The following is a 26,818-nucleotide window of genomic DNA, read 5'->3' as shown; positions in this document are numbered from 1 at the left end:
CCGGGTTGTTTTTATGCGGAGAACTGGGCGTATTTCTTGGGGGAGATCCCCACAGCTTTTGTAAAAGATTTCAGGAAATTACTATAGTCCCCAAAGCCGCAGCGGATGCAGGCATCTGTGACAGAATATCCCTCTGAAAGATATGATTTGGCAAGGGTGATGCGTTTGGCAGTAATGTATTTATTGATGGTGGTTCCCGTTTCACTCTTGAATATCCTGCACAGATAGGAGGTGCTGATATAAAAGTGTTTAGCCAGCCGCTCAATGTAAAGATCTTCAGAGATATGCTGATTAATATAGGAAAGAATGGCGTCCATCTGTTCGTGACGGCTTCCGACAGGTTCATGCCGGGGCAGGTCGTGGTCGCAGTTTCTCAGAAAGATGCCGTTTAAAAAGGTCATAAGCTGAAGAAATACTGCGTGGTCTAAAATATCCTGTCCGTATTCGTTATTCTCGGACAGCTTATGTATAAAGTACAGAAAGCGCTTCTGTTCCTCAAGGGACAGGGAAATCTTATGTCCGAAGTTAGTATTTCGGCAGGTAAAGCAGTAGTTCAGATCGGTCTTGCCGGAACAGCATTGCTTCAGGTAATCAGGGTAGATGGAGACAATGATCCGTTCGTGTTTCACATTGTCGATCTGGGACAGATAATGGCTTTCATATTGATTGATAAAGAAAATATCTCCGGGATTGAAAGTATAGAACCGGTTGTCGATCAAAAACTGCTTTCCCCCGGAGATGGAGTAATAAATTTCATAACAGTCATGGATATGGATATCCATAGGCTTCTCATAGCTGTACAGATGCGCAGCGGAAAATGTCTGCGTTTCAATACAGGAACGTATTCCCTCTTTACAGGAACTATATATTTTCATGGATGTTTCCTCCCGGTGATCAACGGATGCCGTCTTGCTTCTGTGGCTATAACTGTGAAGGTATGGAACCGTCACGCTTTTAGTATAAAACATCAGTGTAAGATTTGCAATATTTCTGAAAGAAAAACACAGGAAACCGAAAATCTGTCATGATAAGATGAGGATAACGATAAGGGAAAGCAAAAGAAAGGCAGGAATCATTATGGAACTCAGAACCGCAGCATCACCCAGGGATGTGAAACACTATACCACCCAGCGCCTCAGAGAAGAATTTTTAATACAGAACGTGTTTGTACCCGATGAGATCAAGCTGGTGTACAGCCACATTGACCGAATCATCACCGGCTCCGCCACTCCGGCCGAAAAAGAACTGAAATTGGTGGCAGGAGATGAACTGAGAGCAGAATATTTTTTACAGAGACGGGAGATGGGAGTTATCAATATCGGAGGCCCGGGCAGCATCTGTGTGGACGGCAGAACTTACCAGGTGGCGCCAAGGGACGGAATGTACATCGGCATGGGCAAAAAGGACATTACATTTTCCAGTACAGACAAGGAAAATCCGGCAAAATTTTATATTAACAGTGCTCCCGCACACACTACCTACCCCACTGTGCTGATCAAACGGGAGGGGACAGAAGAGGAAGATGTGGTGATCATCAAAGAGGAAAACAAGGTGGAGCTGGGAAGTCTGGAGCAGTCCAACCACAGAACCATCTGCAAATATATTCTTCCGGGCCAGGTGGAGAGCTGTCAGCTGGAGATGGGAATGACAAGTCTGGAGCCGGGAAGTGTCTGGAACACCATGCCGTGTCATACCCATGACAGAAGGATGGAAGTATATCTGTATTTTGACATGCCGGAGGATGCTTTTGTCATGCATTATATGGGAGAACCTCAGGAGACAAGACATATTGTTATGAGAAATGAGGAGGCAGTGATCTCCCCAAGCTGGTCCATCCATTCCGGTTCCGGATCCAGAAATTATACCTTTATCTGGGGAATGGTGGGAGAAAACCAGGATTTTGACGATATGGACGGCATCAGAAACCAAGATATCCTGTAAATAGAGAACATGATGACAGAAAAAAAGAGAGGAGATACCCATATGGAAACAAACAAATTATTTTCTTTAGAAGGAAAAGTTGCCCTGGTGACAGGAGCAGCCTACGGGATCGGATTTGCCATTGCGGAGGCATATGCAGCAGCTGGTGCGAAGATCGCGTTTAACTGCAGAGGCCGGGAACACATGGATAAGGCTATGGCTGACTACAAAGCCAAAGGAATTGACGCCAGAGGTTATATCTGTGATGTGACGGATGAGGCCCAGGTGGAAAAAATGGTGGCTGATATTGAGAAAGAACTGGGCACCGTTGATATTCTGGTCAACAACGCAGGTATCATCAAGCGCATTCCTATGACAGAGATGAAAGCAGAGGAATTCCGCCAGGTCATTGATATTGACCTGAACGCACCGTTCATTGTGTCAAAAGCAGTGATTCCCGGCATGATGGAAAAAGGACACGGCAAGATCATCAATATCTGTTCCATGATGAGCGAGCTGGGCCGTGAGACGGTTTCCGCTTATGCGGCTGCAAAGGGCGGCCTGAAAATGCTGACAAAGAATATAGCGTCAGAATACGGCGAATATAATATCCAGTGCAACGGCATCGGGCCGGGGTATATTGCCACACCCCAGACAGCACCCCTCAGGGAAAAGCAGCCGGACGGCAGCAGACATCCATTTGACCAGTTTATCCTGGCAAAAACACCTCAGGCGCGCTGGGGAACCCCGGAGGACCTGATGGGACCTGCCATCTTCCTGGCGTCCGATGCATCTGACTTTGTAAACGGCCATATTCTCTATGTGGACGGAGGGATCCTGGCATACATTGGAAAACAGCCGTGATAAAGATATTTACTTTTTAGAGGTCATAGTAAGAGAGGAAAAAAAGATCATGAAAGTTGCTTTAATAAATGAAAACAGCCAGGCGGCTAAAAACCACATCATCTGTCAAGCATTGGAAACAGTAGTGGGACCCATGGGGCATGAAGTGCGCAATTACGGTATGTACACAGCAGAGGATGACTGCCAGCTCACTTATGTACAGGTGGGGATCCTTGCAGCAGTCCTTTTGAATTCCGGTGCAGCCGATTATGTGATCACCGGCTGCGGTACAGGCGAGGGCGCAATGCTGGCCTGCAACTCCTTCCCGGGGGTGATATGCGGTCATGTGGAGGACGCACTGGATGCCTACACATTTGCCCAGATCAATGACGGCAATGCCATTGCCATTCCCTTTGCAAAAGGGTTTGGCTGGGGCGGAGACCTGAATCTCCAGTATATCTTTGAGAAACTTTTCTGTGAGGAGAGCGGACAGGGATACCCAAGGGAACGTGCAGTTCCGGAGAAGCGTAACAAACAGATCCTGGACAAGGTAAAAGAGGTGACATACAAAGCCCTTCCCGAGATTCTGGAAAACCTGGATCGGGAGCTTGTAAAAGGCACACTCAGCGGCGAGAAATTCCGGGAATATTTCTTTGCTGACTGCAAATGTGAAGAGATGGCAGAGGCAGTGAAGAAAATACTGAATTAATATCTGAATGCCTGTCTGGTGAAACGGACAGGCATTCGTGCAGAAATAGAAAGAGAGAAGAGGTAGAGAGATGTCTATCAGTTTAAAAGTACAGGACAAAAACGGCTTCACATTGGCGGTTGCCCGCGGGGAGAGAGAAGTGAACCTTCCTTACTGCGCGGAATACAGGGAAGGTGATCAGATCGTAGTGGAGGCGGCTGAGATACCGGCATTTTACTGGCTGTCCCTGGATGACGGAAGGGGCCATTCCCTGGTGTATCTGACAGGAAATATATGGTACAAGATTCCTTTTGGGGAAGTGCGACTTGTTCGCAGGCGGTAACAAGCCTGCGCATGGGCACGATTTAATTTAATAAATCAGTCTATGAACTGATAGTTCAATAGGTGGAATGAAGGAGTAACGTCCGGAAACGCCTAGCCTTGATGGACATGCGTCGATTGTAAAGGTCGGGGTTTGAAGCTCCATGACAAAGGCTGAGAGTAACCGTAAGAGACTGCCAAATGTCTCACGAAAGCGCCCCAGAGGTGGGGTGTGTTACCTATAAGCCGAGGCTCTATAAAATACCTATGGTTAGTATGTTTGCTTTGGCGGGCAAACTGACGAATCTGTGAATGTACGGTTCTAAAAGAAGACCATATAGAAATGTATGGGTGCGTTAAAGCGCAGCCAGTGTGGTTTAGTAGAAATTTTCCCTACGAACGACCATGATATGTTACAGGCATATCCAAGCTGGCAGGACTATAGCAGAAACCTAAGGGTATAAATGTACAGATAGGACTATCGGAACAAGGAAAGGTATCGAATCCCGGACAGGGATAATCTGACGAAGAACAATAAGCAAATGAATCAGTGCTGAAAGGTTGAGGTCGAACTGTTGATAGCTTCTGTAATGGAAGAAGTAGGAATGGCCTCTAGTCGGTTGTAAAAAGCATACATTATTCAGTCCAACATAAGGATTCGAATAAGACCAAAAGGGTCACTTTCAAAAGGAGGTGATGCCTTATGCCAAAGAAAAACAAAAACCTATGTGTAGATGATTTGCGGCACGCTGAATACTATGATATGCAGGATACCTTCGATGAGTTATATCAGAGAAGCCTAAGCGGCGATACATTTGAAAGTCTTATGGATTTGATATTGAGCCGGGATAACATCCTGCTCGCATATAGGAACATAAAGGCTAACAAAGGAAGCTACACAGCAGGTACGGACAACAGGAATATCACAGAAATCGGGGGAATGTCTCCCGACAAGGTTGTGGAGAAAGTGAGGTTCATTGTTACGGGGAGCCAGCATGGCTACAGACCCAAACCTGTAAGACGGAAAGATATACCAAAACCCAATGGAAAACTGCGTCCCTTAGGCATCCCGTGTATATGGGACAGGCTGATACAGCAATGTATTAAGCAGATTTTAGAGCCGATATGTGAGGCAAAGTTTTATAACAATAGCTATGGATTCAGACCAAATCGTTCGGTTGAGCATGCGATATCAAAAACTTACACGATGTTACAGAGAATGAATCTTCATTATGTGATTGAATTTGATATAAAAGGATTTTTTGACCATGTGAATCATAGCAAGCTGATAAAACAGATTTGGGCATTCGGAATACAGGACAAACAGCTTATATTTGTAATAAAGCGAATTCTGACAGCACCAATAAGAATGCAGGATGGTTCAACACTCATCCCTACCGAGGGAACTCCGCAGGGCGGCATCATTTCCCCCTTGCTGGCAAACATAGTGCTAAATGAACTTGACTGGTGGGTGGCTAGCCAATGGGAAGAAAACCCACTGGCATTAAAAAAAGCGAAATACAGAGTTATCAGAACGTCCGAGGTCTTAGATAAAAGCCACGGATATACGGTAATGAGGAGGACAAATCTCAAGGAAATGCATATCGTGAGATATGCTGACGATTTTAGAATCTTCTGTAGAACCAAGGAAGACGCTGTAAAAACAAAAGAAGCTGTCACAAAGTGGATTGAGGAAAGGCTGAAACTTGAAGTATCACCAGAAAAAACGAGGATTGTAAACACCCGTAAAAGATGGTCGGAATTTTTAGGCTTCAAAATCAAGGTCATTCCCAAACACCATAAGTATGTAGTCAAATCGGCAATCTGTGATAAAAGGCTAAAGATTGAAAAGGATAAATTAGTGGAGCAAGCTAAGAACATAGCAAGACCAAGGGAAAAAATAAGCTGTCTCAATGAGATAAGGCTTTATAACTCGATGGTTTTAGGCATACAGAACTACTACCAGCTTGCAACCTGCATCAGCCTTGATTGCAGGGCAATCCACAGACAGGTTATGACGGTACTTACAAACAGGCTGAACACCGAAAAGGGATGTATGTTAAAGCGTGAGGGCGGAACGATAACCCAGAGCGAAAAGGGAAGATTTGGAAAATCCAGGATGATAAGATATGTTGCTGGGATTGACCAGATGATTTATCCGATAGCATATGTGAAATTCAAGGTGGCAATGCCTAAAAGAATCAAAGTATGTAGCTACACACCAGAGGGAAGGGAACTAATCCATACAAGCCTCATTCTTAACAAGGCGGTCATGAATGGATTAAAAGATGACCGGATAACTGACCACAGCATAGAATACACGGATAGCAGCATTTCCTTATTTTCTGCACAACAGGGTAAATGTGCGATAAGTGGAGAAGTGTTCACGAATGCCTCAACAATAGAATGTTGGTTCAAGAAATCTAAAGAACAGGGTGGAGAAGAACGCTACAGAAATATGATTCTCATACACAAGAAATACCTGCCGTTATTACAGAAGACACCTCAAAGAGAATTAAAAGCCTTAACCAAAACACTTGAAATAACCAAAAAGATGATTTCCAAAATAAACAGTCTGCGTGAGCGGGCTGGTCTGCCAGCAATAGGGTAACGTAATAATTTGGTGACTGTTTAAATGTAGGCCAACACAATCGATGGGGCGCCGGATGCGGTGAAAATCGCATGTCCGGTGCTAGTCGGGGGAAAAGCCGGAGATTATATCAAAGGCTTACCTATCGAAACAAGCGGGTCAATATGTCACCCAAGACATTTTCCGGAAGCAGGCATTTGATCCACATCCGAAAAGCTTATCCTTTTGAATATGAGGCATACCGGAACCTGGCGCTGAATGTGAATGACTGCCATGGGGAGACCAACTGTTACCCACACGCATCAGCCAATGTGGAGACAAGAGGAGAGTCTGTCTTTGCAGCCATGAATGCTGTTGACGGTATCACTGCGGCGGCCTGCCACGGGGAGTGGCCTTATGAATCCTGGGGGATTAACCAGCGGGCAGATGCAGCCATGAAGCTGGAATTTGGACGGACGGTGGAGGTTGACCGGATTATCCTTTATACAAGAGCGGATTACCCACATGACAATTGGTGGAAAAAGGCGACTGTCACATTTTCAGACGGCACAGCTATGGAATTGGAATTGAAAAAGACAGGGGACGCTCAGGAATTTACATTTGAGAAAAAAAAGATCGAATGGCTTCAGATCGGAGAATTGATAAGATCAGAGGAACCGTCCCCCTTTCCGGCGCTTGTGCAGCTGGAAGTGTATGGAACGGAAGCCTAAAGGGAATCCCCGCCGTTTTTTGCCGGCGGGGATTTATGAGATATGTATGCCGGTGCTTTCCCGCACTAGAGTGTGTTGCTCCGGGTAGATATTTCCCTGACCATAAGAGATAGTTCCTCTCTCTTTTTACAAAAATGGCCATCATGGGGATTTACTGCCAGCACATAATTTATTTTTCCAAGCAGATACTGCAGATATCTTTTACCATCCGGTTCATCTTCCCTCATCCAGGCAGGATTCCCCATTTTGTTCAAATGTGAGGTCACTCCGTACTTTTGACAATAATAAATCTCTGCGCGGAGCTGGTTTCTGTATTCTCTGCTCACCTGCATTTTTTCATTTACTACAAGTCCTGTCACGGTCTGTCTGTGGGACTGATCCTGGACTCTTGTCTTTTTTCTATTTAATTCAAATCCCAGTACGTGCAAAAAATTACGGACTTTCTGCTTTACTTCCTTTTGATCAAAAGTACCGGAAAAGGTCAGGTCATCGCAGTATCTGGTATATTGCATCTGCCGTTCCCCACACCAGGCGCCCATATATTCATCAAAAGAACGCATAGCCAGATTGGAGATTGCCGGGGAACTGGGGGCTCCCTGTGGCAGACAGTCGTTCCGGCAGCACAGGGAAGTCAAAAGCATCCGGATGGAAGGCGGATAGTAGATCGCCGGAAATGCATACTGATATACCATCTGAAAGGTAATACAGTCAAAAAAATCCTTGATATCCAGTTTCATCACCATTTCTGCACCAACATGGGGCCGGGCATTTTCCATGACGGAAGCTTTCTTTCTATATGCAGTTGCATATTGCGAGACGGAACGCTCGCATAATACATTTTTTACAATATTCCGCTGTATTGTCCGCAGCAGTGTGTCGGGTACCGACAACTTTCTCATCCCGCCGTTCTTTTTTTGTATAACTGCAGTATGGTAATGCTCTTCTGTGTGATTACTGACTGCATAAAGACAAGCCAGATATTTCTCATCGCTGACGCCTGTGCCTTCCAGCAAATGAAAGGAACGCAGTACATCTTCTGCTTCCTTTGCCTCACAATATTTCCATAGATCATTGCCTGCCATTTAACCACATCCCGGATATGAATTTTGCGGGAACAATACAAGAAGGTGATTCTGGAGAATGCGCAGATGTACATAGGCCGAAGGCCGTACAGCACACGCAGTGTGCAGAAGTACCTCGGAGCGTTCGGAAGTCTAATGTCTCCCCGTTTATGATCAGGCGGCGACTCGCCCCCCGACCGGTTCAGTACAGCAAAGCGTAAAGATACCGGATATGCTATTGTTCCCGCAGTCTTATCATAACATAGGGGTGGCGGAATTGACAACTGTTATAGCTTGCGGAATTTGGAACCGCGGGACAGGAGGGGGACGCCCCCAGGCGCCGGTGAGCCATGTATCTACACTTTGGGATAAAAGTTGCATAAAAAATATAAGAGATGTTCGTGCATTAGTGCGAAATACACCATAAAGCAAGGGAAACAGTTGACAAGTTATGATTCCGTATTATATGATGCAGTTAGATGTAAACGTTTTCAATGAATGCAGCATCAGCAAACTTCGCAGTTTGGTAACGATACAGGTCCGTCCTTTCCCTGTATGGAACCGTTACACAGTTTTTATAAATGAATAGAGGAAAAACATGGAAACAAGAAGAACGGTTAGTATAAAAGATGTGGCTAAAGCGGCTAATGTTTCACTTGCCACCGTTTCAAGAGTGATCAATAACAGTGATAATGTCAAACCCAAGATGCGGGAACTGGTTCAGGATACGATCCGTGAACTGGGGTACAGTCCAAATCATGCGGCAAGGTCCCTGGTGAAAAGGAAGACAAACTGTATTGGCGTGGTAGTCAACAATCTGCATGATCCCTTCTTTTATGACCTGATCAAGGGATTTGAACATGGGGCCCGGCGGACGAAATACAATGTGATATTCTGCAGTGTTTTGGGGGGAGATGCTGACAGCAAGGAAAACTATGTAAAATATCTGACAAACGGTGTAGTGGATGGGGTAGTTCTCTACGGCTCCTACTTAAATGACAGGAAAGTCCTGGATTATCTGAAGGAAAGTAATCATGTAAATTATGTAATGATAGAGAATGACGTGAGGGAGTGTACCTGCAATAAACTCCTCATAGACAATTACGGCGGCAGCAAAAAGGCTGTGGAACACCTGATGCAGAGAGGACACAAAAAGATAGCCCATATCTGCGGAAATCCCAACAAAAAAGTGACCCAGGAGCGCATGAACGGATATTTGGACAGTATAAGAAATGCAGGTCTGGAGATCAGCGAAGGCTATATCCAGTATACCTCCACAGATTACCGCAGCGGCTATGAAAAAATGAAAATGCTCATATCTCTGGACAACAGGCCAAGTGCTGTCTTCTGTTCCGATGATGCCATTGCCAGCTTTGCCGTGAGGGCAGTGATGGACAGCGGACTTAAGGTCCCGGAGGATATTTCCATTGTGGGCTTCGATAATCAGAGGATTCTGCCTGACGGATACCGGGGACCGCGGATCACTTCTGTGGAACAGCCCTTGTATCAGATTGGGCAGGACAGCATTCACATATTGGCAGAACAACTGGAATTTTCAAAGGAGGCGAAAACGGTACGGCATGTATATGAAACCAAAGTGATTGAAAAGGAGACTGTGGGAAACTATGGAGGGATGTAAGAATAAATATGGAAAAGCGGAATTTTAACCGTCTGCTGGAGGGTAAAAAAGCAGTCATCACCACCGGAGCAAGAGGAATCGGGCGGGAGACGGCAATTTTATTTGCCCAGCAGGGGGCACAGGTTTATGTGGGAGGCAGGAATGAGAAAACATTGTCTGAGACTGTAAAGGAGATACAAAAGCTGTCACCTGATTCCAGAGGATTTGTGGCGGATCTATCTGAAAAAGAGGAAATTGAGAGTGCGTGCAGGGAAATACTCAAAAATGAGAGGAGCATTGATATCCTGGTAAATACAGTGGGAATCAATGAACAGCATCCTCTGCACCGATATTCCGATCGGCTCATGGAAAAGATGATAAGGACAAATTATCTGAGCGGCATTTATTTTTCCAGAGCCTTTCTGCCGTCCATGATGGAAAAGAAGGCAGGGAATATTGTCAATATCTCCTCCATCCACGGAACTATGACCATGCCGGGATTTGATATCTATGCTGGTACAAAAGGAGCGGTTAATGCTACGGCAAGGGCTATGGCCCTGGATTATGCGCCTTATGGCATACGTGTGAACAACGTATCTCCGGGACTGATCTTAAGTGATGTGATGATGGACGAGATCCATACATATCCGGAAGGAGAAAAACGCGATGTGTTTTTGGATATGCTGGTTAAAATGCAGCCTCTTCCACCGGGGAGGATGGAGGATATTGCTTACGCCGTATTATATCTTGCCAGTGATTTATCCGCATATGTGACAGGACAGACGCTGCTGGTGGACGGCGGTGCCAGTATTAAGGCACATTGAGAACAGGAGGGGGAAAATGGATATATTTGAGGAATTGGGAGTAAAGAAGTATATCAATGCCCATGACACATACACCATATATGGCGGAAGCCGCATGTCGGCCCGGACACTCAAAACCATGGAGGAAATGGCGGGTGCCTTTGTTGATATGGAGGAACTGCAGCGCGTCTTAGGTGACAGGACAGCCGGGCTTACCCATAATGAGGGGGCCTACTATACAAACGGGGCTTCGGGAGGCTTACTACTTGCTGCCTGTGTGTGTATGACCAGGGGGGATCTGTATCACTATAGAAAACTGCCGGATACGGAGGATATCCCAAATGAGATCCTTGTTATGAGGGCGCAGCGAAATGCTTACGACAAGGCAATAGAGGCGTCAGGCGCACAGGTAGCCGAGATCGGAGACGCTGACGAGACGCTGGAATTTGAACTGGAAGGGAGGATCACCAGCAGGACAGCCGGTGTATTTTACTTTGCATCCGCTCTGTACCAAAGAGGTTCCCTGAGCCTGGAAAAGACGATCGCCGCAGCACACGGAAAAGGGGTACCTGTGGTGGTTGATGCAGCAGCGCAGCTTCCACCGGTTGAAAATCTTTGGAAGTTTACGGAGATGGGCGCAGATATGGTGATCTTCAGCGGAGGAAAGACACTCTGCGGACCACAGGACAGCGGATTGATATTAGGAAAACGGGAATATATTGAAATCTGCAGAAACATTGGCTCGCCCGGACATGGCATATGCAGATCGAGCAAAACATCACGGGAGGCCATGGCAGGCCTTTACAAAGCGGTGGAACAATATTGTTCTTTAAACCACCGGGAACAAAAAGAGAAAATGTATCAAAGAAATGTGAGCATACAGAAGAAAATAGAAGGCAGGGACAGCGTGCTGGGCACTAAAATAACTGCAAAGGGCCCTGTGGGACAAGAATATCCCCGGTTATTTTGTGAACTGAAACAGATTGGAAAAGCAGAAGAGACAGCGGATAAAATGAGAGAAGCCGGTATTTATATAGGCGCAGTCCCGGAAGAAAACATGATTTATATCAGTCCGCTGAACCTGACAGATAAAGAGGCGGAAATCGTTGGGGACAGGCTGGCAGAGATATTGTAATAGGATTTTTGACTGGGGAAATGTAAACGTTTTCAAAAAACTGGAAATAAATAAGTAAGATAAGTTAGCAATAATGCACAAAATAAAGGGGGCGTACCGAAATTAAGAAAAGTGTGTTTGTGAGAAACCATGAAAAGGAACTGCGAAATTGCCTGCATAAGATTGAACAGGAGCTTTTTGAGGAAGTAATTCCTTTTTGGGAACAGAGGGTAAGAACGGATGGAGGATTTGGCTACACAACTTGTTATGACCGGAAGGGCGGCAGAACGAAAGACATTCGTCCGGGCTGGTTTGTGGGAAGAACAATGTACCTGTTCGGCGCTTTATATAACCACATAGAGGACAGGGAGGAATGGTTTTCTCTCGCAGAAGCCGGAAGGGAGGCGGTAAATACAAAATTTTGCACCGCGGAGGGAAGATTTTGCCGGATGATGGATGCAGGGGGAAAGGTGCTGGAAGGCCCGGTTTCCATTTTTACAGACCATTTTATGGTGAAAGGTTTCTATGAATATGTGCTGGCACGGAAACGCCGCGGCCAGGACTGGGAGAGGGAAGCAGAGCAGGCAAAACTTCTGACGGAGATCCTTTTTGAGAATGTAAAAAAGCAGGACATACTCAGACAGGAGGGGATACCCCGGGGATTCCAGAAACACGCGGTGAACTTCATGACCCTTCTTGTGGCATTAGAGAGCCGGAAATTATTCGGAGATACCTACAGGCAGGTGCTGGACCAGTGTGTATATAAATCACTCTATGAATTTGCCAGTGACCGGTACGAAAAACCATTTGAGTACATCCGTATTTCAGGAGAGCCCCTGACAGAAGGGCCGGGAAGAGTGGTTGACGCGGGGCATACCATGGAGTCTCTATGGTTTTCCATGAAAGCGGGGCTGGAGCAGGAGGATAAAAAGATTCTGGAAAGAGCCGGAACCGTACTGGACTGGGTTATTGACAGTTGTTATGACCAGGAGTTCGGTGGATTTTATCAGAATGTGGATGCTCTGTGCCATACACCGCAGCAGGAATTTCAGGAGACAGATTATGCAGGTAATGCGGTAAGATGGGATGATAAAATCTGGTGGGTGCAGGCAGAAGGACTTTACACGCTGGCAATGAGCGCACTGTACAATGAAAACGAGAGACATTTTGAGTATTTTATGAGGGAATTTGAATATGTAGAGAAATATTTCAGAGATACCCAATATGGGGAATGGTATAGTGTCCTGCATCGGGACAACAGCATGTATATGGATGCAAAAGGATTTGAATTAAAAGGTCCGTATCATGTGTCCAGAAGCCTTATGAATTTGTACCTATTGTTAAAAGATTGTTTGTAATATGATCCTTATGAAATGTGGTATCAAGCAGTGCTATACAGCTTACAAAATGATCTTTAGATATATATTAGAGAATAATAAGAGAAATGATGGGGCATACATATGAAAAAATACAATTTGATTTTAAAAGGAGCAAGGGTACTAGACCCATCCCAGGATGTGGACGGAGAGTTTGATATTGCTGTAAAAGATGGAAAGATCAGCAGTATGGAAAAACAAATTCCGGCAGAGGAAGGGGAACAGGTTTTAGATGTCCGCGGGTATCTCCTGACACCGGGGCTGGTTGACATGCACTGCCATATTTATCCCAGGTTTCCCTTTGAGGAGGACGGGCTTCCTACAATACAGGGCGATGCCCACATGTTCCAATCTGGTGTGACGGCCTGTGTGGATGCAGGTACCTGCGGAAGCCGTGATTTTCTGCAGTTTAAGGAACATGTGATTGACCGCTCCCCATTGAAAGTATTTGCCTTTGTGAATATTGCGTCAGGTGGAATGGTGAATCTGGAATCCGAACAGGATAGAAAGGAATTCCAGCCGGAGATTGCGGCAGCCATAGCCGGAACCTATGATTGTGTAGTGGGAATTAAAACGGCCCATTACTGGGTGGGCAGGCCGGTGGACAAGGAGCATCCTGCCTGGGAATCTGTGGATCGTGCAGTGGAGGCCGGAAAATTGTGCGGGAAGCCGGTAATGGCAGATTTTCAGCCGAATCTTCCGTGGCGTACTTATCCGGAGTTGATCCTGGAAAAGTTACGGCCGGGAGATATTCATACACACGTGTATGCTCAGCAGTTTCCCATTCTGGATGCAGATGGAAAAGTGCAGGAGCATATGTACAGGGCAAGGGACAGGGGCGTGATCTTTGATCTGGGCCATGGAGCGGGAAGCTTCTGGTTCCGCAACGCTGTGCCTGCATTGCGGCAAGGTTTTTATCCGGATACCATATCCACAGATCTGTATCTGGATAATGTGAATGGACCTGTAATAAATCTGCTCCATATCATGTCAAAATACTTGAATATGGGTATGCCACTGAAAGAAGTCATATATCGCACAACGAAACGGCCTGCAGAGATCATCGGACACGAAGAACTGGGGGACTTGAAAGCCGGCCGGGATGCAGACATTGCGCTGCTGGATATAAGGGAAGGCAGGTTTGGATTTGCAGATGCAGGCCATGCATCCCTGAAGGGCAATAGGAAGCTGGAATGTATTATGACAATAAGGGGCGGCAGGATTGTCTATAACCCTATGGCGATTGGTATGCCCGAATGGGAAAATGCGCCCAGTGCATACTGGGAATCCCCAGGGGTATTATAGACGCCTTCTGTGGGAAGAGGGAGAGATTGAGGGAGAATAAGCTGCGGCACTAAGGCCGTGGCTTTTTTGCGATCACAAATATGGATATCTTTTCTATTATATATTCATATTTTATAGATATTTATTGACATAGATATCTTATGTCAGTATAATATATTTATCAGAAAAAGTAAAAAGCTTCTTTTCAGGGACAATTAACTACCATTCCGTTAACGGGGGAGCCTAATCCCCCTTTTCATCAGACAAATGGTTTGACGGCAGAAGCTATGGAAGGGGTTCACATGGGTGAAAAGACATTGAGATTAGATATCATCAGCATGATCATTCTTAAGCTGCTGTCCGGAAAGGAAGCATACGCATACGAGATCATGCAGGAGATGGACCAGACCTTTAATGGTCTTCTGACGATTCAGAGAGGCACTATATATCCGGCTCTCTACCGCATGGAGGAAGAAGGTCTGATAACCGGGCAAAAGCGTCTGACTGGAAAAAGAATGGAAAGGGTATATTACCATATTGAACCAAAGGGATACGAAGAATTAGAGAAATTGTCAAAAAAGTGTCTGGAATTAACAGAGACATTACAGTTTTTTCTTAAACAGGACCAGGGATTTACATCAGACATGAGGAATGTGAAATAATGTTATGCCAATGGGATACAAGAAATAAATATGTAGTACAATATTATAAGGTATTAAAAGAATTATTTCCCCGCATTAGCTTCAAAGACGGCAGATTTTTGAGAGATATCCGTTTGGAACTTTCGGATTTTGCCAGGGAGCATCCCAATATGACCTATGAACAGCTGGTGGATTCGTTCGGCAGACCGGAGGATATTGTGCGTGACTATCTTGCAGACCAGGATTTTGAGTACATTCTGGCTTGTATTAAGAAAAAAAGCATATGGAAAACATGTGTAGCTATATGCTTGAGTGCAGCCATCATTTGTTCGGCGATTTATGTCTGGTTCTACTATCTGGCATACCGGGCGTCCAGGGATTCTGTGATAGATCAATGTGTCACTGAATTACGAATTATCGAATCAGACGATATAGAAGAAGGACAGTGATGTTCCTTATACATAGGGCTGCAACGTTATAATAAAAATGGTTTCAGGGGAGTATTGCTAAATATAAAAACAAGCTGATTTTTAAGACCAGCTTGTTTTTTATATTTACCCCATGCCCTATTATTTCCCCATCTTCTTCACATAAGCCGAAGGCGTAAGCCCCGTACACTTCTTGAAAATCTTACTGAAATAATAAGGCGTATTTCCGCACCCCACAAGCTGGGCCACGTTTTGGATCTGTTCCGTATCCCGGGCAGCCAAAATCTCTTTTGCCTTCTGCACTCTTAATTTCATAAGAAATCCCGAAAACTTTTCCCCTGTCTCCTTTGTAAAACAGCGGCTTACATAGTTCACATTCATATACAGATAATTTTCAGAAATCCATTTCAGCGTCAGATCGGGGTTGGAGTAGTGTTCATAAATATAGTCGATCAGCCGCGAGATAAAAGGGCTGTACTGTTTTGTATTAAAAGACTGCACCTCCGAAAGCTTGTTCATATAATCCAGCACGGACTCCGCAATACGGCCTGTATCCTCCTCTTTGTGGAGCTGGTACAAAAAATCCGTGATTTCCGGCAGTGTGTGGGAGGGGAGCTGTGTCCCCAAAGAGATAATTATATTATCTGATAACTGCAGCAAAAAATCCTTATTGGAAATAGCATAGAGTATTTTTTTCAGCTCCATCACGATCTCTTCCCTGCCCTCTGCATATTTATCCGCAAGCACAGGCACCAGCCGGTTTACACGGTCCACAATCTGTCCGTAGTTAAAATTGGGGACTGCATCTGTGCCGTCTATAAAATAAAGAATGTCGTACCGTTTCAGTTTCTTGATCAGCATGGTTAACAGAGTTTTCAAATCTGCATATCTCATACGGCTGTACTCCACAGACACCGTCTGTCCGGGGAAATCCAGGCCTTTGAAAAAACTGTCAAGCTGTGCATAAGAGGTCTCAAAATTAGGGAAGAAGACCAGAAGGACATTCTGTATATAGACAGCATACCGCTCTACCTCCGGCATATTTTCTCGGCAGTAGTCATCAAAGCGTTCCAGGCACCTTGCCAGATCTTTCTCCTCCAGATAATAGACGCTGCAGAACTGATAAGGCACATCCGTCAGGTTGATATAATGTTCGTACAAGTCAAAAAAGGTATCTGACACCTGTGCACAGGAGATCCCCTCCCGTATGATATTCCGGATCAGGGTTTTGTGCAGATTATGGAAAGCCCGGCTGTCCTGCTCCGGTTTCATATCCCTTGCAAAAGCAATTTTATAGTAATCTTTAGTCACTTCCTGAATGCAGTCAACGATCTGAGTCTCTGTGCAGGGCTTCAGCAGATAATGCTGGACGCCGCATTTCATAGCTCTCTTGGCATACTCAAATTCCCCGTATCCGGAGAGGATCACAAACTGCGTGCACAGATCCGTGCGGTTGATCCTCTCGATCAATTCCAGGCCCGAAATGCCGGGCATCCGAATATCTGTTATCACAATATCCGGGCATTCATCCAGAATAGTGTGATAGGCTTCCACCCCGTCTGTACAGGTTCCCACCAGTTGAATATTATAGGCTTTCCAGTCAATAATGTTGGCAATGGCCTGGCAGATCATTTCCTCGTCGTCCACGATCAATAGTTTTAACATGGCTTGTTCTCCTCTTTCTGTGTATAAGGAATGTGTATTTCTGCTGCTGCACATTCTTCATAAGTCTCTTCATCTTCTATGGTATATAAATGCAGTCCGTATTCACTGCCGTAAGTCATCTGGATCCGTTTGTGGATATTCAGGATTCCGATTCCAAATCCGTGAGGCTGTATTTCCCCGTCCAGCAGCTTTTCCATGAAATTTTCCTCAAAAGCGGAACCCGTATTCATGATCTTCAGGATTACGGTGTTGTCCTTTATATGGGAAGTGATGGTAATATAGCAGGTCTCGGAGGATTCCTCCAAACCATAGCGGATGGCATTTTCCAACAATGGCTGTAGGGTGAATTTGGGAATGGGAATATCCAGAAGGCTGTCAGGGATCTCCACAGAGAAATCCAGACGCTTCTGATACCTTATTTTCTGTATGATAATATAATTGTCCACAATGGTAAGCTCCTGGCGCAGGGTAAAGTCCTTGGAGTTGTTGCCGAGAGACAGGCGCAGCAGATTTCCAAGGGCTGTAGTGATCTGGGATATCTCCTCTGATTTGATCATGCGTGCCCGCCAGTTGATAGAATCCAGTGTGTTGTATAGAAAGTGGGGGTCCATCTGGCTTTCCATTGCCTTGATCTGTGCCTCTTTTTTCAGCAGCTCATTGACATAATTTTCATTGATCAGAGTATTGATCTTTTCTACCATGGTATCAAAATTTTTATAGAGAAGCCCGATCTCATCCTGCTGGTATTCCTTGGGCGCAGCGTTAATCTCGTATCTGCCTTCCCCGAATTGTTTCATATTTTCAATAAGACGGTCAAAATGCCTGAAAAGCGCAAAGACCAGTTTGGTGCTGAAGATGCCCACGATGATCACAGCCAATATCATAATCAGGAAAAAGGACTGGCTGGAGAGCGTGATGGCCTGATAGATGGAAGTATAGGAGACTGTGCAGATATAATTCCAGCCATAGGTGGGGATCAAACCGCTTACAGCAAACAGTTTTTCGTTTTTCAGGGAGACAACATCATAGTCTCCTTTTAATTCTTTATACAATTGGTCGGAATCTTCCCGGGACAGCGCACTGTCATTAAATATGAGGCTGTTATCATCATACAGGTAATAAGAGATATCTTCAAACTCCGCGCTGGCGGCTGTGGCGGCAGAGATAATAGCATCCATATCTATATTTATGATCAGAACACCCAGGGAATCCAGGCTGAGGCCTTCTATTTTCCTCAGTTCCTTTACAATGAAGATCCCATAGTCAGGTCCGTAATCTGTGACCGTCACAGTGGCTCCCTGGTTGTCGATGGCTGTCTTGAGCAGTTTGCTGCGGACAGATTCCGGTACAGTCTGGAACTTCCGGTTGGAAGTGCTGATGACATCATTTCCCTGTAACACGGAGATATAAGAAATGGCGTCACTGTTAAAAATAAAGAAATAATCACAAAGAGTGGAGTACACCTGGTTAAAACAGAGCTGTTTTTCGGAGTTCTGGGTGCTCTTGCCTGAACGGTCCAGACTGCCCTGTATGGTCTGGTTCGCCAGTATGGAATCCACGATCGTATCAATGTACTGAAGCTGGTCGGAAATCTCAAGTGCGGAATCGGTGAGAGTGGCCGCAATTGAATTGTACAGCTTTTTTTCATAAGAATTTGACACAAAATTCAGACTGACGATCCCAGCCAGAAAAAGCACCAGAAATCCGGTCAGGATAACGGTCAGTATTTTGTATTTCAGGGACATGCTTTGTATTCTTCCCATTTTTTTCATGGTCAACGCCCTTCTTTTCAGTATGTGTGAAATGAAATCAGTGCTCCTCTGCGCTCGCCTCCCTGAGGGAGGAAAACGGGGGATTAAAAAAATTATAGTAAAATAAAGATAAAAGTGCAATTGATTTACCCGGAAAAAACAAACAAAAAATGTCGGAAGTCAATTATTTACAGGTAAAGTAATTTTTTTGCTGATGCAGGTGTGTTTTTTGTGTTTGGAAGTAAGTTTTATCAATTTTCATCCGGGGAAAATCATTATATAATGAGATACATCAAGAGGAGCTTCTCAAAAGAAAACATGGAGGAAAAACAGTGAAAAGGAAATATTTAAAAAGAGCAGCAGCAGTGGCACTGGCATGTGCACTGGCAGCAGGTTCCATGACAGCGTGCGGATCAGACAAGAGCGGAAAAGGAAGTAAAGAGGAAGCAGCATCAGGAGAACTGACCATGGCCTGGTGGGGAAACCAGGTAAGAAATGAGCGTACACAGCAGGTGCTGGATAAATATAAGGAAGAAGAGGGAACTACAGTTAAGGGACAGTTCTTCCAGTGGGATGATTACTGGAGTAAAATGGCTACCTCAGCGGCAGGCAAAAAAATGCCGGACATCATCCAGATGGATATGTCATATCTGCAGCAGTATGTGGACAAGGGCCAGCTTTTAGACCTGTCACCCTATATTGAAGACGGAACTCTGGATACCTCCGATCTGTCAGAAGATGCAGTCAATATGGGCAAGGTGGGAGACAAGATTTACGGTGTTGCATCCGGGACCAGTGCCTCCTGTATGTTCTATAATAAAACACTGCTGGATGAACTGGGGATCACGATCAAGGACAATATGACTTTAGATGAGTTTATCGATATCGCAAAGCAGGTCTATGATGAGACCGGATACCGGGCAAACCTTATCCATTACGGAATGTACATGGAAGTCTATGCAAGGGCTAATGAGATTCAGGTAGTGGACAAACTTGGCGGAGAGAGCGCAGAGGACTATGTAGATTACTTTAAAATTTCTGAAGACGGTGTCAAAGAGGGATGGCACATCTCCCCCAGCCAGGCAGCTGACACAGCCAGCGTTGAGGAAGACCCAATGGTATACGGTTCCAATCCGGACAATATGACCTGGTGTACCATCAATGGTTCTGCCATGCTGACTGCCTACCAGACAGCAGCACCGGAGGGAACAGACATTGCGATCACAACCATACCATCCACAGACCCGAAAAAATCCAACTATGTAAAACCCAGTATGTATTACTGTGTGAGCGCTGATACGAAAAATCCGAAAGAGGCAGTGAAAGTGCTGAATTACTTTACAAATTCTTCAGAGGCATACAAGATCCTTCTGGCAGAAAGAGGAATCCCGGTGTCCAGCAAGATCTCAGAGGAGATCATGCCATTAATCAGCAAGGAAGACCAGGAAAATGCTGCATTTATCACGGACGTTATCACTCCAAATTCCAGTGCACTGCCGCCTCTGGCACCGGAGGGGACCAGCGAGTCTCAGGATCTGCTGAGAAAGCTGGAGGAGAAAGTGAAATACGGGGAATATACTTCGGAGCAGGCTGCGGAGGAATATTTCAAAAGCGCAAACGAAATTTACGCGGAACATCAATAGTAACAGTTCAGTAGGTCTGCGCATTCACTGCGCTGACCGTAAGAAAGCATTCCGCAGCCAAGCAAAAATCCTATCGCCAAAGGCGATTCTGCATGGATTTTTGCCTGTAACTGTGAGGGTACTGAACAAGTTACCCATCAATAAATAATCAGGGCTGCTGTAGTCTTTTGGACGGCGGCAGCCCTTTTTCTGCCTTTAGAAAGGAGAGGAGATTTTGAAACCTACCAGTAAAAAATTATACAAGTTTTTAAATAAGGAAAAGACAGCAGGAATTGTGTTCTGCCTTCCTTTTATCATAGGATTTTTGGTGTTTTTGATCATACCTATGGGAATCTCTTTTTACTACTCCCTGTGTGACTATGACATTTTGTCCCCGCCGGAGTTCGTGGGACTCAAGAACTACATAGATATGTTTACAAATGATGAAGTGTTCTGGCATTCCATCAAAGCGACTCTTTATTTCGCGCTGGTGTCTGTTCCGCTGAGGCTTATTTTTGCCCTGTTGGTGGCTATGATACTGGTGAAACCAACAAAAGCTACAGGCTTTTACCGTGCGGCATACTATCTGCCATCCATCATCGGCGGCTCTGTGGCAGTGGCTATTTTGTGGAAGAGGATGTTTGCACCTGACGGTGTAGTGAACAGTATTCTGGGAATGCTCGGAATTGATACAAACTTTGCCTGGCTCAGTGATACCAGGACGGCGATCTGGACCTTGATCCTGCTGGCTGTGTGGCAGTTCGGTTCCTCCATGCTGATTTTCCTTTCTGCATTAAAACAGATTCCAAAATCGCTGTATGAGGCAGCAGATGTGGACGGTGCCAGCAAGGTGACAAAGTTCTTCCGCGTTACCCTGCCGCTTCTGACGCCTACCATTTTCTTCAATCTGGTTATGCAGATGATCAACGGGTTCCTGGCATTTACACAGAGTTTGATCATCACACAGGGGAAACCTATGGATACTACCTTATTCTACGCTGTGTATATGTACCAGCAGTCCTTCTCCTTCAGCAAATCCGGATATGCATCCGCAATGGCGTGGGTTATGCTGGGCATTATTGCGGTGATCACATTTGTGTTGTTTAAGACGAAAAAATATTGGGTATATGAACAGGGGTGAGATTGTGAAAACGAAGAATATAAGAACAGTTGTTTATCATGTTTTAGTCTGCGGTTTCGGGTTAGCCATGCTGTATCCGCTCTGCTGGATGTTCATGAGCTCTTTCAAAGAGACAAGCACCATTTTTACAACAGCGGGAAGCCTGATTCCTGAGACATTTACACTGGAGAACTATTCCAATGGCTGGAGAGGTTTTGCGGGGGTGTCCTTTGGTACCTTTTTCAAAAATTCTCTTTTTATAGCAGTTGTGGGTACCATCGGTACGCTGGCATCTTCCGCCTGTGTGGCTTACGGCTTTGCCAGATGCCAGTTCAGGGGCAAGAAGATTTTATTCGGTGCCATGCTGGCATCCATGATGCTGCCGGGCCAGATCCTTATGGTGCCCCAGTATCTGTGGTATGAAAAACTTGGCTGGGTAGGCAGTTTTTCTCCGCTTATCGTTCCGTTTTTCTTTGCCATTCAGGGATTTTTCGTATATCTGATGATGAATTTTATCGAAGGTATCCCCACAGAGCTGGATGAAGCTGCTAAGATAGACGGATGCTCCTATTACGGGATCTTCTTCCGTATCATCCTGCCGCTAATGGCACCGTCGCTGATCACGGGCGGTATCTTCTCCTTTATGTGGAGATGGGATGATTTTATGTCAGCCCTGCTTTATATCAATGATGCCGCCATGTATCCGGTTGCCCTGGCGCTGAAATTGTTCTGCGATCCGGGTTCCTCATCGGACTATGGTGCTATGTTTGCAATGGCGACTCTTTCCATTGTGCCGATTGTGCTGATATTTATTTTCTTCCAGAAATATCTGGCGGACGGAATTGCAACCTCCGGATTAAAGGGATGATAGTTTCCGCAATTGTTATACTGGCAGGTGTGGAGACAGACATGCTGAAACAATATCTGGGATATGAAAGACGAGGAGGAAATTATGTGTAACTGGGAGCAGGCGTGGCTTGCATATGAACCGATAGAAAATCAGAGGAACAGGAAATTTTTTAAGTCTGTCTATACAGATCAAAACGGAGAGCTGATCATAAGCGCTCTGCGGGAAATAGAGACTGCATCTGAAAAACTATTCAGCATTCAGATCATCAGGACAGATGACAGGGAGAAAGCAGGAATTCTGTTAGAAATAGATCCATCCCCGGACCTGGGTACGGAAGGATATGAGATAACCGAAGAAAATGACAGAATCTATATCCGTGCAGCCGGGGAAAACGGACTTTTGTACGGAACCTTCCGGTTTCTTCTTATGGTTTCCGCAGGAAAAGATATCACGGGTATTTCCCTTCAGGAAAATCCGCAGAATCCCATCAGAATGCTGAATCAGTGGGACAACATAGACGGCAGCATTGAGCGTGGTTACGCAGGAAACTCTTTTTTTTATGAAAACGGAAAAGTATGCGTAACGAAGCGGATCACAGATTATGCCAGACTGCTTTGTTCCGTTGGAATCAATGCAATTTCCATCAATAATGTGAATGTCCGGGATGGGGCAGAATGGCTTATCACAGAAAAGCACTATAACGAATTGGCGCAGATTGCCGGTATCTTTGGGAAATACGGTATTTCCATGTATCTGTGCATTGATTTTGCAGCGCCCATGACTCTGGACGGGCTTCCCTGCGCAGACCCTCTGAATGAGGACGTGAGGAAATGGTGGGAGAAAAAATGCGGTGAGATTTTCAGCCGGATTCCCAATATGGGAGGTTTTCTTGTAAAGGCAGACTCTGAGGGACGTCCGGGTCCTTTTGCATACGGCAGGAACCATGCGGACGGCGCCAACATGCTGGCCCGTGCGGTAAAGCCTTATGGAGGAACGATCATCTGGAGATGCTTTGTGTACAATTGTCAGCAGGACTGGCGGGACCGCAGGACAGACCGTGCATGTGCCGGGTATGACAATTTTATGCCTCTGGACGGAAAATTTGATGACAATGTGATCCTTCAGATCAAAAACGGCCCCATTGATTTCCAGGTGAGAGAACCGGTGCATCCCCTTTTCGGCGGCCTCCAGCACACCAACCAAATGCTGGAAGTACAGATAGCTCAGGAATACACTGGCCAGCAGATTGATGTGTGTTATCTTGTTCCCATGTGGAAAGAAGTGCTTGATTTTTCTACAGGCTGTGGAAAACCCCAAGATACCGTTGCGGACATAGTCTCAGGCAGGACATTCGGACAGCAGAAATGCGGCATGGCTGCTGTCGCCAACACAGGAAGGGATGCCAACTGGACAGGGCATGATCTTGCTGGCGCCAACCTGTACGGCTTCGGGCGCCTGGCCTGGAATCCTCAGATATCAGCAGAAGAGATCGTGCAGGAGTGGATTTCCCTGCAGATCAGCAGAGACAGTGATGTGAAGATGATGATCGGAGATATCCTTCTTCGTTCCAGAGAAGTTTACGAAAAATATACGGCGCCTCTGGGAATCGGTTTTATGGTGAATCCTGCATACCACTATGGGCCGAATCCGGAAGGATACGAATACTCCAAATGGGGTACCTACCACAGAGCCGACCATCTGGCCGTGGGTGTCGACAGAAGCGAAAAGGGCACCGGATATAGTGAGCAGTATTTTGAGAAAAATGCAGCTCTGTACAGAGATACAGAAAGTTGTCCGGAAAATCTGCTGCTGTTTTTCCATCGTGTTCCCTACACACACCGGCTGCGTTCCGGGAAGACATTGATTCAGCATATATATGACAGTCATTTTGAGGGATATGCTGATGTTCAAAAAATGCAGAGAGACTGGAACTGCCTGGAGGATAAAATCCCGCAGCATATTTTCCAAAGAGTCAAAGAACGCTTTGTGCGCCAGGCAGAAAACAGCCGGGAATGGTGCGATGTGATCAACAGTTTCTTTTATAGAAAATCTATGATCCCTGATGAAATGGGAAGAGAGATCTTCTAATGAATAAAATCCCCCTGCCTGATAACGGTGATGTTACAGGCAGGGGGATTTGTTCTGTGATAAGAAGTTGATGGTGAAACATGATCGTAATTATGGTACAATAATATTATTGTTATATAAGGATATCATATAATGATATATACAAAGATTGAACAGTAACAGACATTCCATAAAAGGAGTAATAGTAGGAGGGAAAAATGCTTACATCATTAGTTATAGGTATAGTATCCGGCTGGATCGCCGGGAAGATCATGGACGTAAAAAAAGGAGGATTCATCAGAACCATTATCACCGGAATCGCCGGCTCCTTTGTGGGCAGCGCCGTCATTTCATTAGTGGGATTTCATGCATATGGTTTTCTGGCTAATGTTATTGTGTCTGTCTTTGGCGCATGTATTTTCTTATTTGTTGCGAAGAAGATATTTAAGTGATGAGAAGTTAGGGAGTTTGGATGTTCTCGGACAGGCGTACGATTAATGCGGAGATAGGACTAGTGGCTGAAAGGCTGTTAGTAAGGAATAAGGATTTCTGTTAAAAGTGTTATGAAAGAAATGGGCAGCAATTGAATATGTTATGGAAAAAAAGCGCTGCTTGCAAAACAAGCGAAAGGTTATTGGAATTAAAACAAGCGAAAGGTTATTGGAATTGAATTTCCGATTGCCCTCAGTAGTTTAAAATGTATTTATGGAAATAGCATCTACTTTGGACGGTAGGATGCTATTTCTTTTTGTTATTATGATTGTCTATGTAAGACAGCGGACAAGAGGGCATCTAACTATTGGAAAATCGTATCTGTTTTCTGTTCAATTATACGAATAAATTATAATATACAGGGAATAGGCGTTCAATGAGCTGATGGGAAATTTAGATTCTGCCGCCTGTTGCCAGTAGGAAAGTATTCGATAAACGAAGCGAGAGTAAGAAACAATAGACCACAGCGTGCTGATGGTGTACTTTGGTATTGAGTCATACAGTTTATTATCAAACAATAACAGGATACAATAAAAATCTGATTATTATTAATTAAGGAAGGGTGTCAATGCAAAAGAAAAGTAGAGTTATTGTGCTGGGGTTAATGATTTCAATGTTTTTTATAGTTAAAGATGTCATGGCAGGCTCTATAGAAAAATTAAAGGACTCAGAAGATTATGATTCAATGTATAATATTGAAAGTCAAATTGTTCAATTTGTAAATAATGGTCCAACGACATCATCAGGAGGGCGACAAATTACGGTTGAGGATGTTGACCTTAATAACGCGGTTAAGGAATACTTAGATACACCTTTAATTGAAAATAAAATTATAAATTATGCTGAAGTAATGGATGCTTTAAGCCAAAGCCCGTATATGTGGATAGTTTCTATCCGCGCGGATGATGTTTTGTATGAAGCTTGTGTTACAAGAGAACGAGATGAAAATGGGCAGCAGACTGGTTCATGGGAAGTGGAAGGTGTGTATGGTTACGAACCGGGGAATTTAACATTAGAAGAACAATTAAACGCATCTCTAGAAAAAAATGAAATTGAAATGAATGATTATCAATTTTTCTTGGTCGGTGGGGTATCACCTATTAGACAGCCTTTATTCATAGCACTTGATAATGAGGAGATTTTGTATGTTATTCCAGCGCGGACATCGGCTGCTGCAATGATAACTGATAGCAGTAAAACACGTAGAAATATATATTCAGATGAAGAATTGGAGCCTTCAGATCCGGATGGATTTCAAGCATATGATTTTAAGAGTGTAATGCAAGCGGCGGCAAATGTTCCAGATACGTTTGGACAAGGTGGTGAATCAGCAGTAATTGATATTGGAAAAAAGTCACAGCCGATTGGACTATATAGGATAACAGCAGCTGTGGTTATCATATTTATAATTTCTGTAACGGTCTTTTTATGGAGGAAAAAGCTTAAAAATAAAAGACTGAAATAATTAATTGGTTTTACAGTCCAATGGTAACTGGTTCTATCTGTATTGATTAGGACATATGTTGGTAGACTGGCAGAAAATTGACGGAACATGGTATTATTTAAATTTTCTTGGACATATGCTGACTGGTTGGAAACAAATGGGTGTAAAATGGTACTTTTATAATGGAAACGGCGCTCTGAATAACCAAAATATGCACGTTATAGTAGATGGCGATTCAAGAACATTGTATCTTGCAAGCAGTGGTGAGTGGATAGATGAGGTGAGAGAAGGAATTTCTAACCAAATTGTTACTGAGAGAAACAGATCTGTGTCAAACAACGATGCATCTATTGATAATCAATATTTAAATTTGGATATGTTGCAGGCCAATATGGGATTTTAACACTGCA

Annotated in this window: 24 protein-coding genes; 20 read left to right on the top strand and 4 right to left on the bottom strand. The window is 44.7% G+C overall.

The features are described 5' to 3' along the window. Positions 1–11: 11 nt before the first annotated feature. Positions 12–875, bottom strand: a complete 864-nt coding sequence (locus tag C6P39_RS06345) for an AraC family transcriptional regulator (protein WP_095175540.1) — start codon at positions 873–875, stop codon at positions 12–14. 202 nt (positions 876–1,077) lie between these two features. Between C6P39_RS06345 and kduI the strand changes: the two genes are divergently transcribed. The 6 genes from kduI to C6P39_RS06315 all read left to right on the top strand — a co-directional run bounded on the left by kduI (position 1,078) and on the right by C6P39_RS06315 (position 7,072). Continuing rightward, positions 1,078–1,941 (top strand): 5-dehydro-4-deoxy-D-glucuronate isomerase, encoded by an 864-nt coding sequence (gene kduI, locus C6P39_RS06340; protein ID WP_104805869.1) that lies wholly within the window; start codon positions 1,078–1,080, stop codon positions 1,939–1,941. Between the two features lie 42 nt (positions 1,942–1,983). After that, positions 1,984–2,784: a gluconate 5-dehydrogenase gene (locus tag C6P39_RS06335; RefSeq protein ID WP_095175539.1), complete on the top strand. Its 801-nt coding sequence runs from the start codon at positions 1,984–1,986 to the stop codon at positions 2,782–2,784. A gap of 49 nt (positions 2,785–2,833) precedes the next feature. After that, positions 2,834–3,472, top strand: coding sequence for an RpiB/LacA/LacB family sugar-phosphate isomerase (locus C6P39_RS06330; protein ID WP_104805868.1), 639 nt, complete (start codon positions 2,834–2,836; stop codon positions 3,470–3,472). 70 nt (positions 3,473–3,542) lie between these two features. Continuing rightward, positions 3,543–3,794, top strand: coding sequence for a hypothetical protein (locus C6P39_RS06325; RefSeq protein ID WP_207657114.1), 252 nt, complete (start codon positions 3,543–3,545; stop codon positions 3,792–3,794). Positions 3,795–4,475: 681 nt separating this feature from the next. Then, complete coding sequence (ltrA, locus tag C6P39_RS06320) at positions 4,476–6,383, top strand: group II intron reverse transcriptase/maturase (RefSeq protein WP_104803184.1); 1,908 nt, start codon at positions 4,476–4,478, stop codon at positions 6,381–6,383. A 143-nt stretch (positions 6,384–6,526) separates the two neighbouring features. Further along, positions 6,527–7,072: a DUF7402 domain-containing protein gene (locus C6P39_RS06315; RefSeq protein WP_207657113.1), complete on the top strand. Its 546-nt coding sequence runs from the start codon at positions 6,527–6,529 to the stop codon at positions 7,070–7,072. A 65-nt stretch (positions 7,073–7,137) separates the two neighbouring features. On the opposite strand, the gene C6P39_RS06310 is transcribed toward C6P39_RS06315, so the two are convergent. After that, positions 7,138–8,154, bottom strand: coding sequence for a reverse transcriptase family protein (locus C6P39_RS06310; protein WP_104803183.1), 1,017 nt, complete (start codon positions 8,152–8,154; stop codon positions 7,138–7,140). A 577-nt stretch (positions 8,155–8,731) separates the two neighbouring features. Between C6P39_RS06310 and C6P39_RS06305 the strand changes: the two genes are divergently transcribed. From C6P39_RS06305 to C6P39_RS06275, 7 genes are all read left to right on the top strand, one after another. Then, entirely contained in the window at positions 8,732–9,772 is a 1,041-nt protein-coding gene (locus C6P39_RS06305) for a LacI family DNA-binding transcriptional regulator (protein ID WP_104803182.1), read from the top strand. A gap of 8 nt (positions 9,773–9,780) precedes the next feature. After that, complete coding sequence (locus tag C6P39_RS06300) at positions 9,781–10,575, top strand: SDR family NAD(P)-dependent oxidoreductase (RefSeq protein ID WP_104803181.1); 795 nt, start codon at positions 9,781–9,783, stop codon at positions 10,573–10,575. Between the two features lie 16 nt (positions 10,576–10,591). Beyond that, on the top strand, positions 10,592–11,689 hold the full coding sequence (locus C6P39_RS06295) for an aminotransferase class V-fold PLP-dependent enzyme (RefSeq protein ID WP_104803180.1): 1,098 nt from the start codon (positions 10,592–10,594) through the stop codon (positions 11,687–11,689). Positions 11,690–11,808: 119 nt separating this feature from the next. Continuing rightward, positions 11,809–13,026, top strand: coding sequence for an AGE family epimerase/isomerase (locus C6P39_RS06290; protein WP_242986953.1), 1,218 nt, complete (start codon positions 11,809–11,811; stop codon positions 13,024–13,026). 102 nt (positions 13,027–13,128) lie between these two features. Next, a complete protein-coding gene (locus C6P39_RS06285; RefSeq protein ID WP_104803178.1) occupies positions 13,129–14,349 on the top strand; it encodes an amidohydrolase/deacetylase family metallohydrolase in 1,221 nt (406 codons plus the stop codon). Positions 14,350–14,630: 281 nt separating this feature from the next. Next, entirely contained in the window at positions 14,631–14,990 is a 360-nt protein-coding gene (locus C6P39_RS06280; RefSeq protein ID WP_158661473.1) for a PadR family transcriptional regulator, read from the top strand. After that, positions 14,990–15,418 carry a DUF6120 family protein gene (locus tag C6P39_RS06275; RefSeq protein WP_104803176.1) on the top strand — a complete coding sequence of 143 codons (429 nt, stop codon included), beginning with the start codon at positions 14,990–14,992 and terminating at the stop codon, positions 15,416–15,418. The genes C6P39_RS06280 and C6P39_RS06275 overlap by 1 nt, the downstream gene beginning before the upstream one ends. Before the next feature lie 120 nt (positions 15,419–15,538). Here the strand turns inward: C6P39_RS06275 and C6P39_RS06270 are convergent, their stop codons facing one another. After that, a complete protein-coding gene (locus tag C6P39_RS06270) occupies positions 15,539–17,062 on the bottom strand; it encodes a response regulator transcription factor (protein WP_158661472.1) in 1,524 nt (507 codons plus the stop codon). Further along, positions 17,056–18,834 carry a sensor histidine kinase gene (locus C6P39_RS06265; RefSeq protein WP_104803174.1) on the bottom strand — a complete coding sequence of 593 codons (1,779 nt, stop codon included), beginning with the start codon at positions 18,832–18,834 and terminating at the stop codon, positions 17,056–17,058. The genes C6P39_RS06270 and C6P39_RS06265 overlap by 7 nt, the downstream gene beginning before the upstream one ends. Positions 18,835–19,145: 311 nt before the next feature. Between C6P39_RS06265 and C6P39_RS06260 the strand changes: the two genes are divergently transcribed. The 7 genes from C6P39_RS06260 to C6P39_RS06230 all read left to right on the top strand — a co-directional run bounded on the left by C6P39_RS06260 (position 19,146) and on the right by C6P39_RS06230 (position 26,811). Beyond that, the gene (locus tag C6P39_RS06260; RefSeq protein ID WP_242986951.1) at positions 19,146–20,456 is read left to right on the top strand and encodes an ABC transporter substrate-binding protein; all 1,311 of its coding nucleotides are present in this window, start codon (positions 19,146–19,148) and stop codon (positions 20,454–20,456) included. A gap of 214 nt (positions 20,457–20,670) precedes the next feature. Continuing rightward, entirely contained in the window at positions 20,671–21,576 is a 906-nt protein-coding gene (locus C6P39_RS06255; protein ID WP_104803173.1) for a carbohydrate ABC transporter permease, read from the top strand. Continuing rightward, a complete protein-coding gene (locus C6P39_RS06250) occupies positions 21,563–22,423 on the top strand; it encodes a carbohydrate ABC transporter permease (RefSeq protein ID WP_331481677.1) in 861 nt (286 codons plus the stop codon). The genes C6P39_RS06255 and C6P39_RS06250 overlap by 14 nt, the downstream gene beginning before the upstream one ends. Positions 22,424–22,507: 84 nt before the next feature. Beyond that, positions 22,508–24,493 carry an alpha-glucuronidase family glycosyl hydrolase gene (locus tag C6P39_RS06245; protein WP_104803172.1) on the top strand — a complete coding sequence of 662 codons (1,986 nt, stop codon included), beginning with the start codon at positions 22,508–22,510 and terminating at the stop codon, positions 24,491–24,493. Between the two features lie 197 nt (positions 24,494–24,690). Then, positions 24,691–24,924 (top strand): GlsB/YeaQ/YmgE family stress response membrane protein, encoded by a 234-nt coding sequence (locus tag C6P39_RS06240; RefSeq protein ID WP_095175531.1) that lies wholly within the window; start codon positions 24,691–24,693, stop codon positions 24,922–24,924. A 608-nt stretch (positions 24,925–25,532) separates the two neighbouring features. Further along, positions 25,533–26,429 (top strand): hypothetical protein, encoded by an 897-nt coding sequence (locus C6P39_RS06235; protein ID WP_104803171.1) that lies wholly within the window; start codon positions 25,533–25,535, stop codon positions 26,427–26,429. 55 nt (positions 26,430–26,484) lie between these two features. Further along, positions 26,485–26,811 (top strand): hypothetical protein, encoded by a 327-nt coding sequence (locus tag C6P39_RS06230; RefSeq protein ID WP_104803170.1) that lies wholly within the window; start codon positions 26,485–26,487, stop codon positions 26,809–26,811. The last annotated feature ends 7 nt before the right edge of the window (positions 26,812–26,818 follow it).

This window comes from Blautia marasmi (assembly GCF_900258535.1).
Classification (GTDB): domain Bacteria; phylum Bacillota; class Clostridia; order Lachnospirales; family Lachnospiraceae; genus Blautia; species Blautia hominis.
This window is presented reverse-complemented; position numbering and strand designations above follow the sequence as displayed.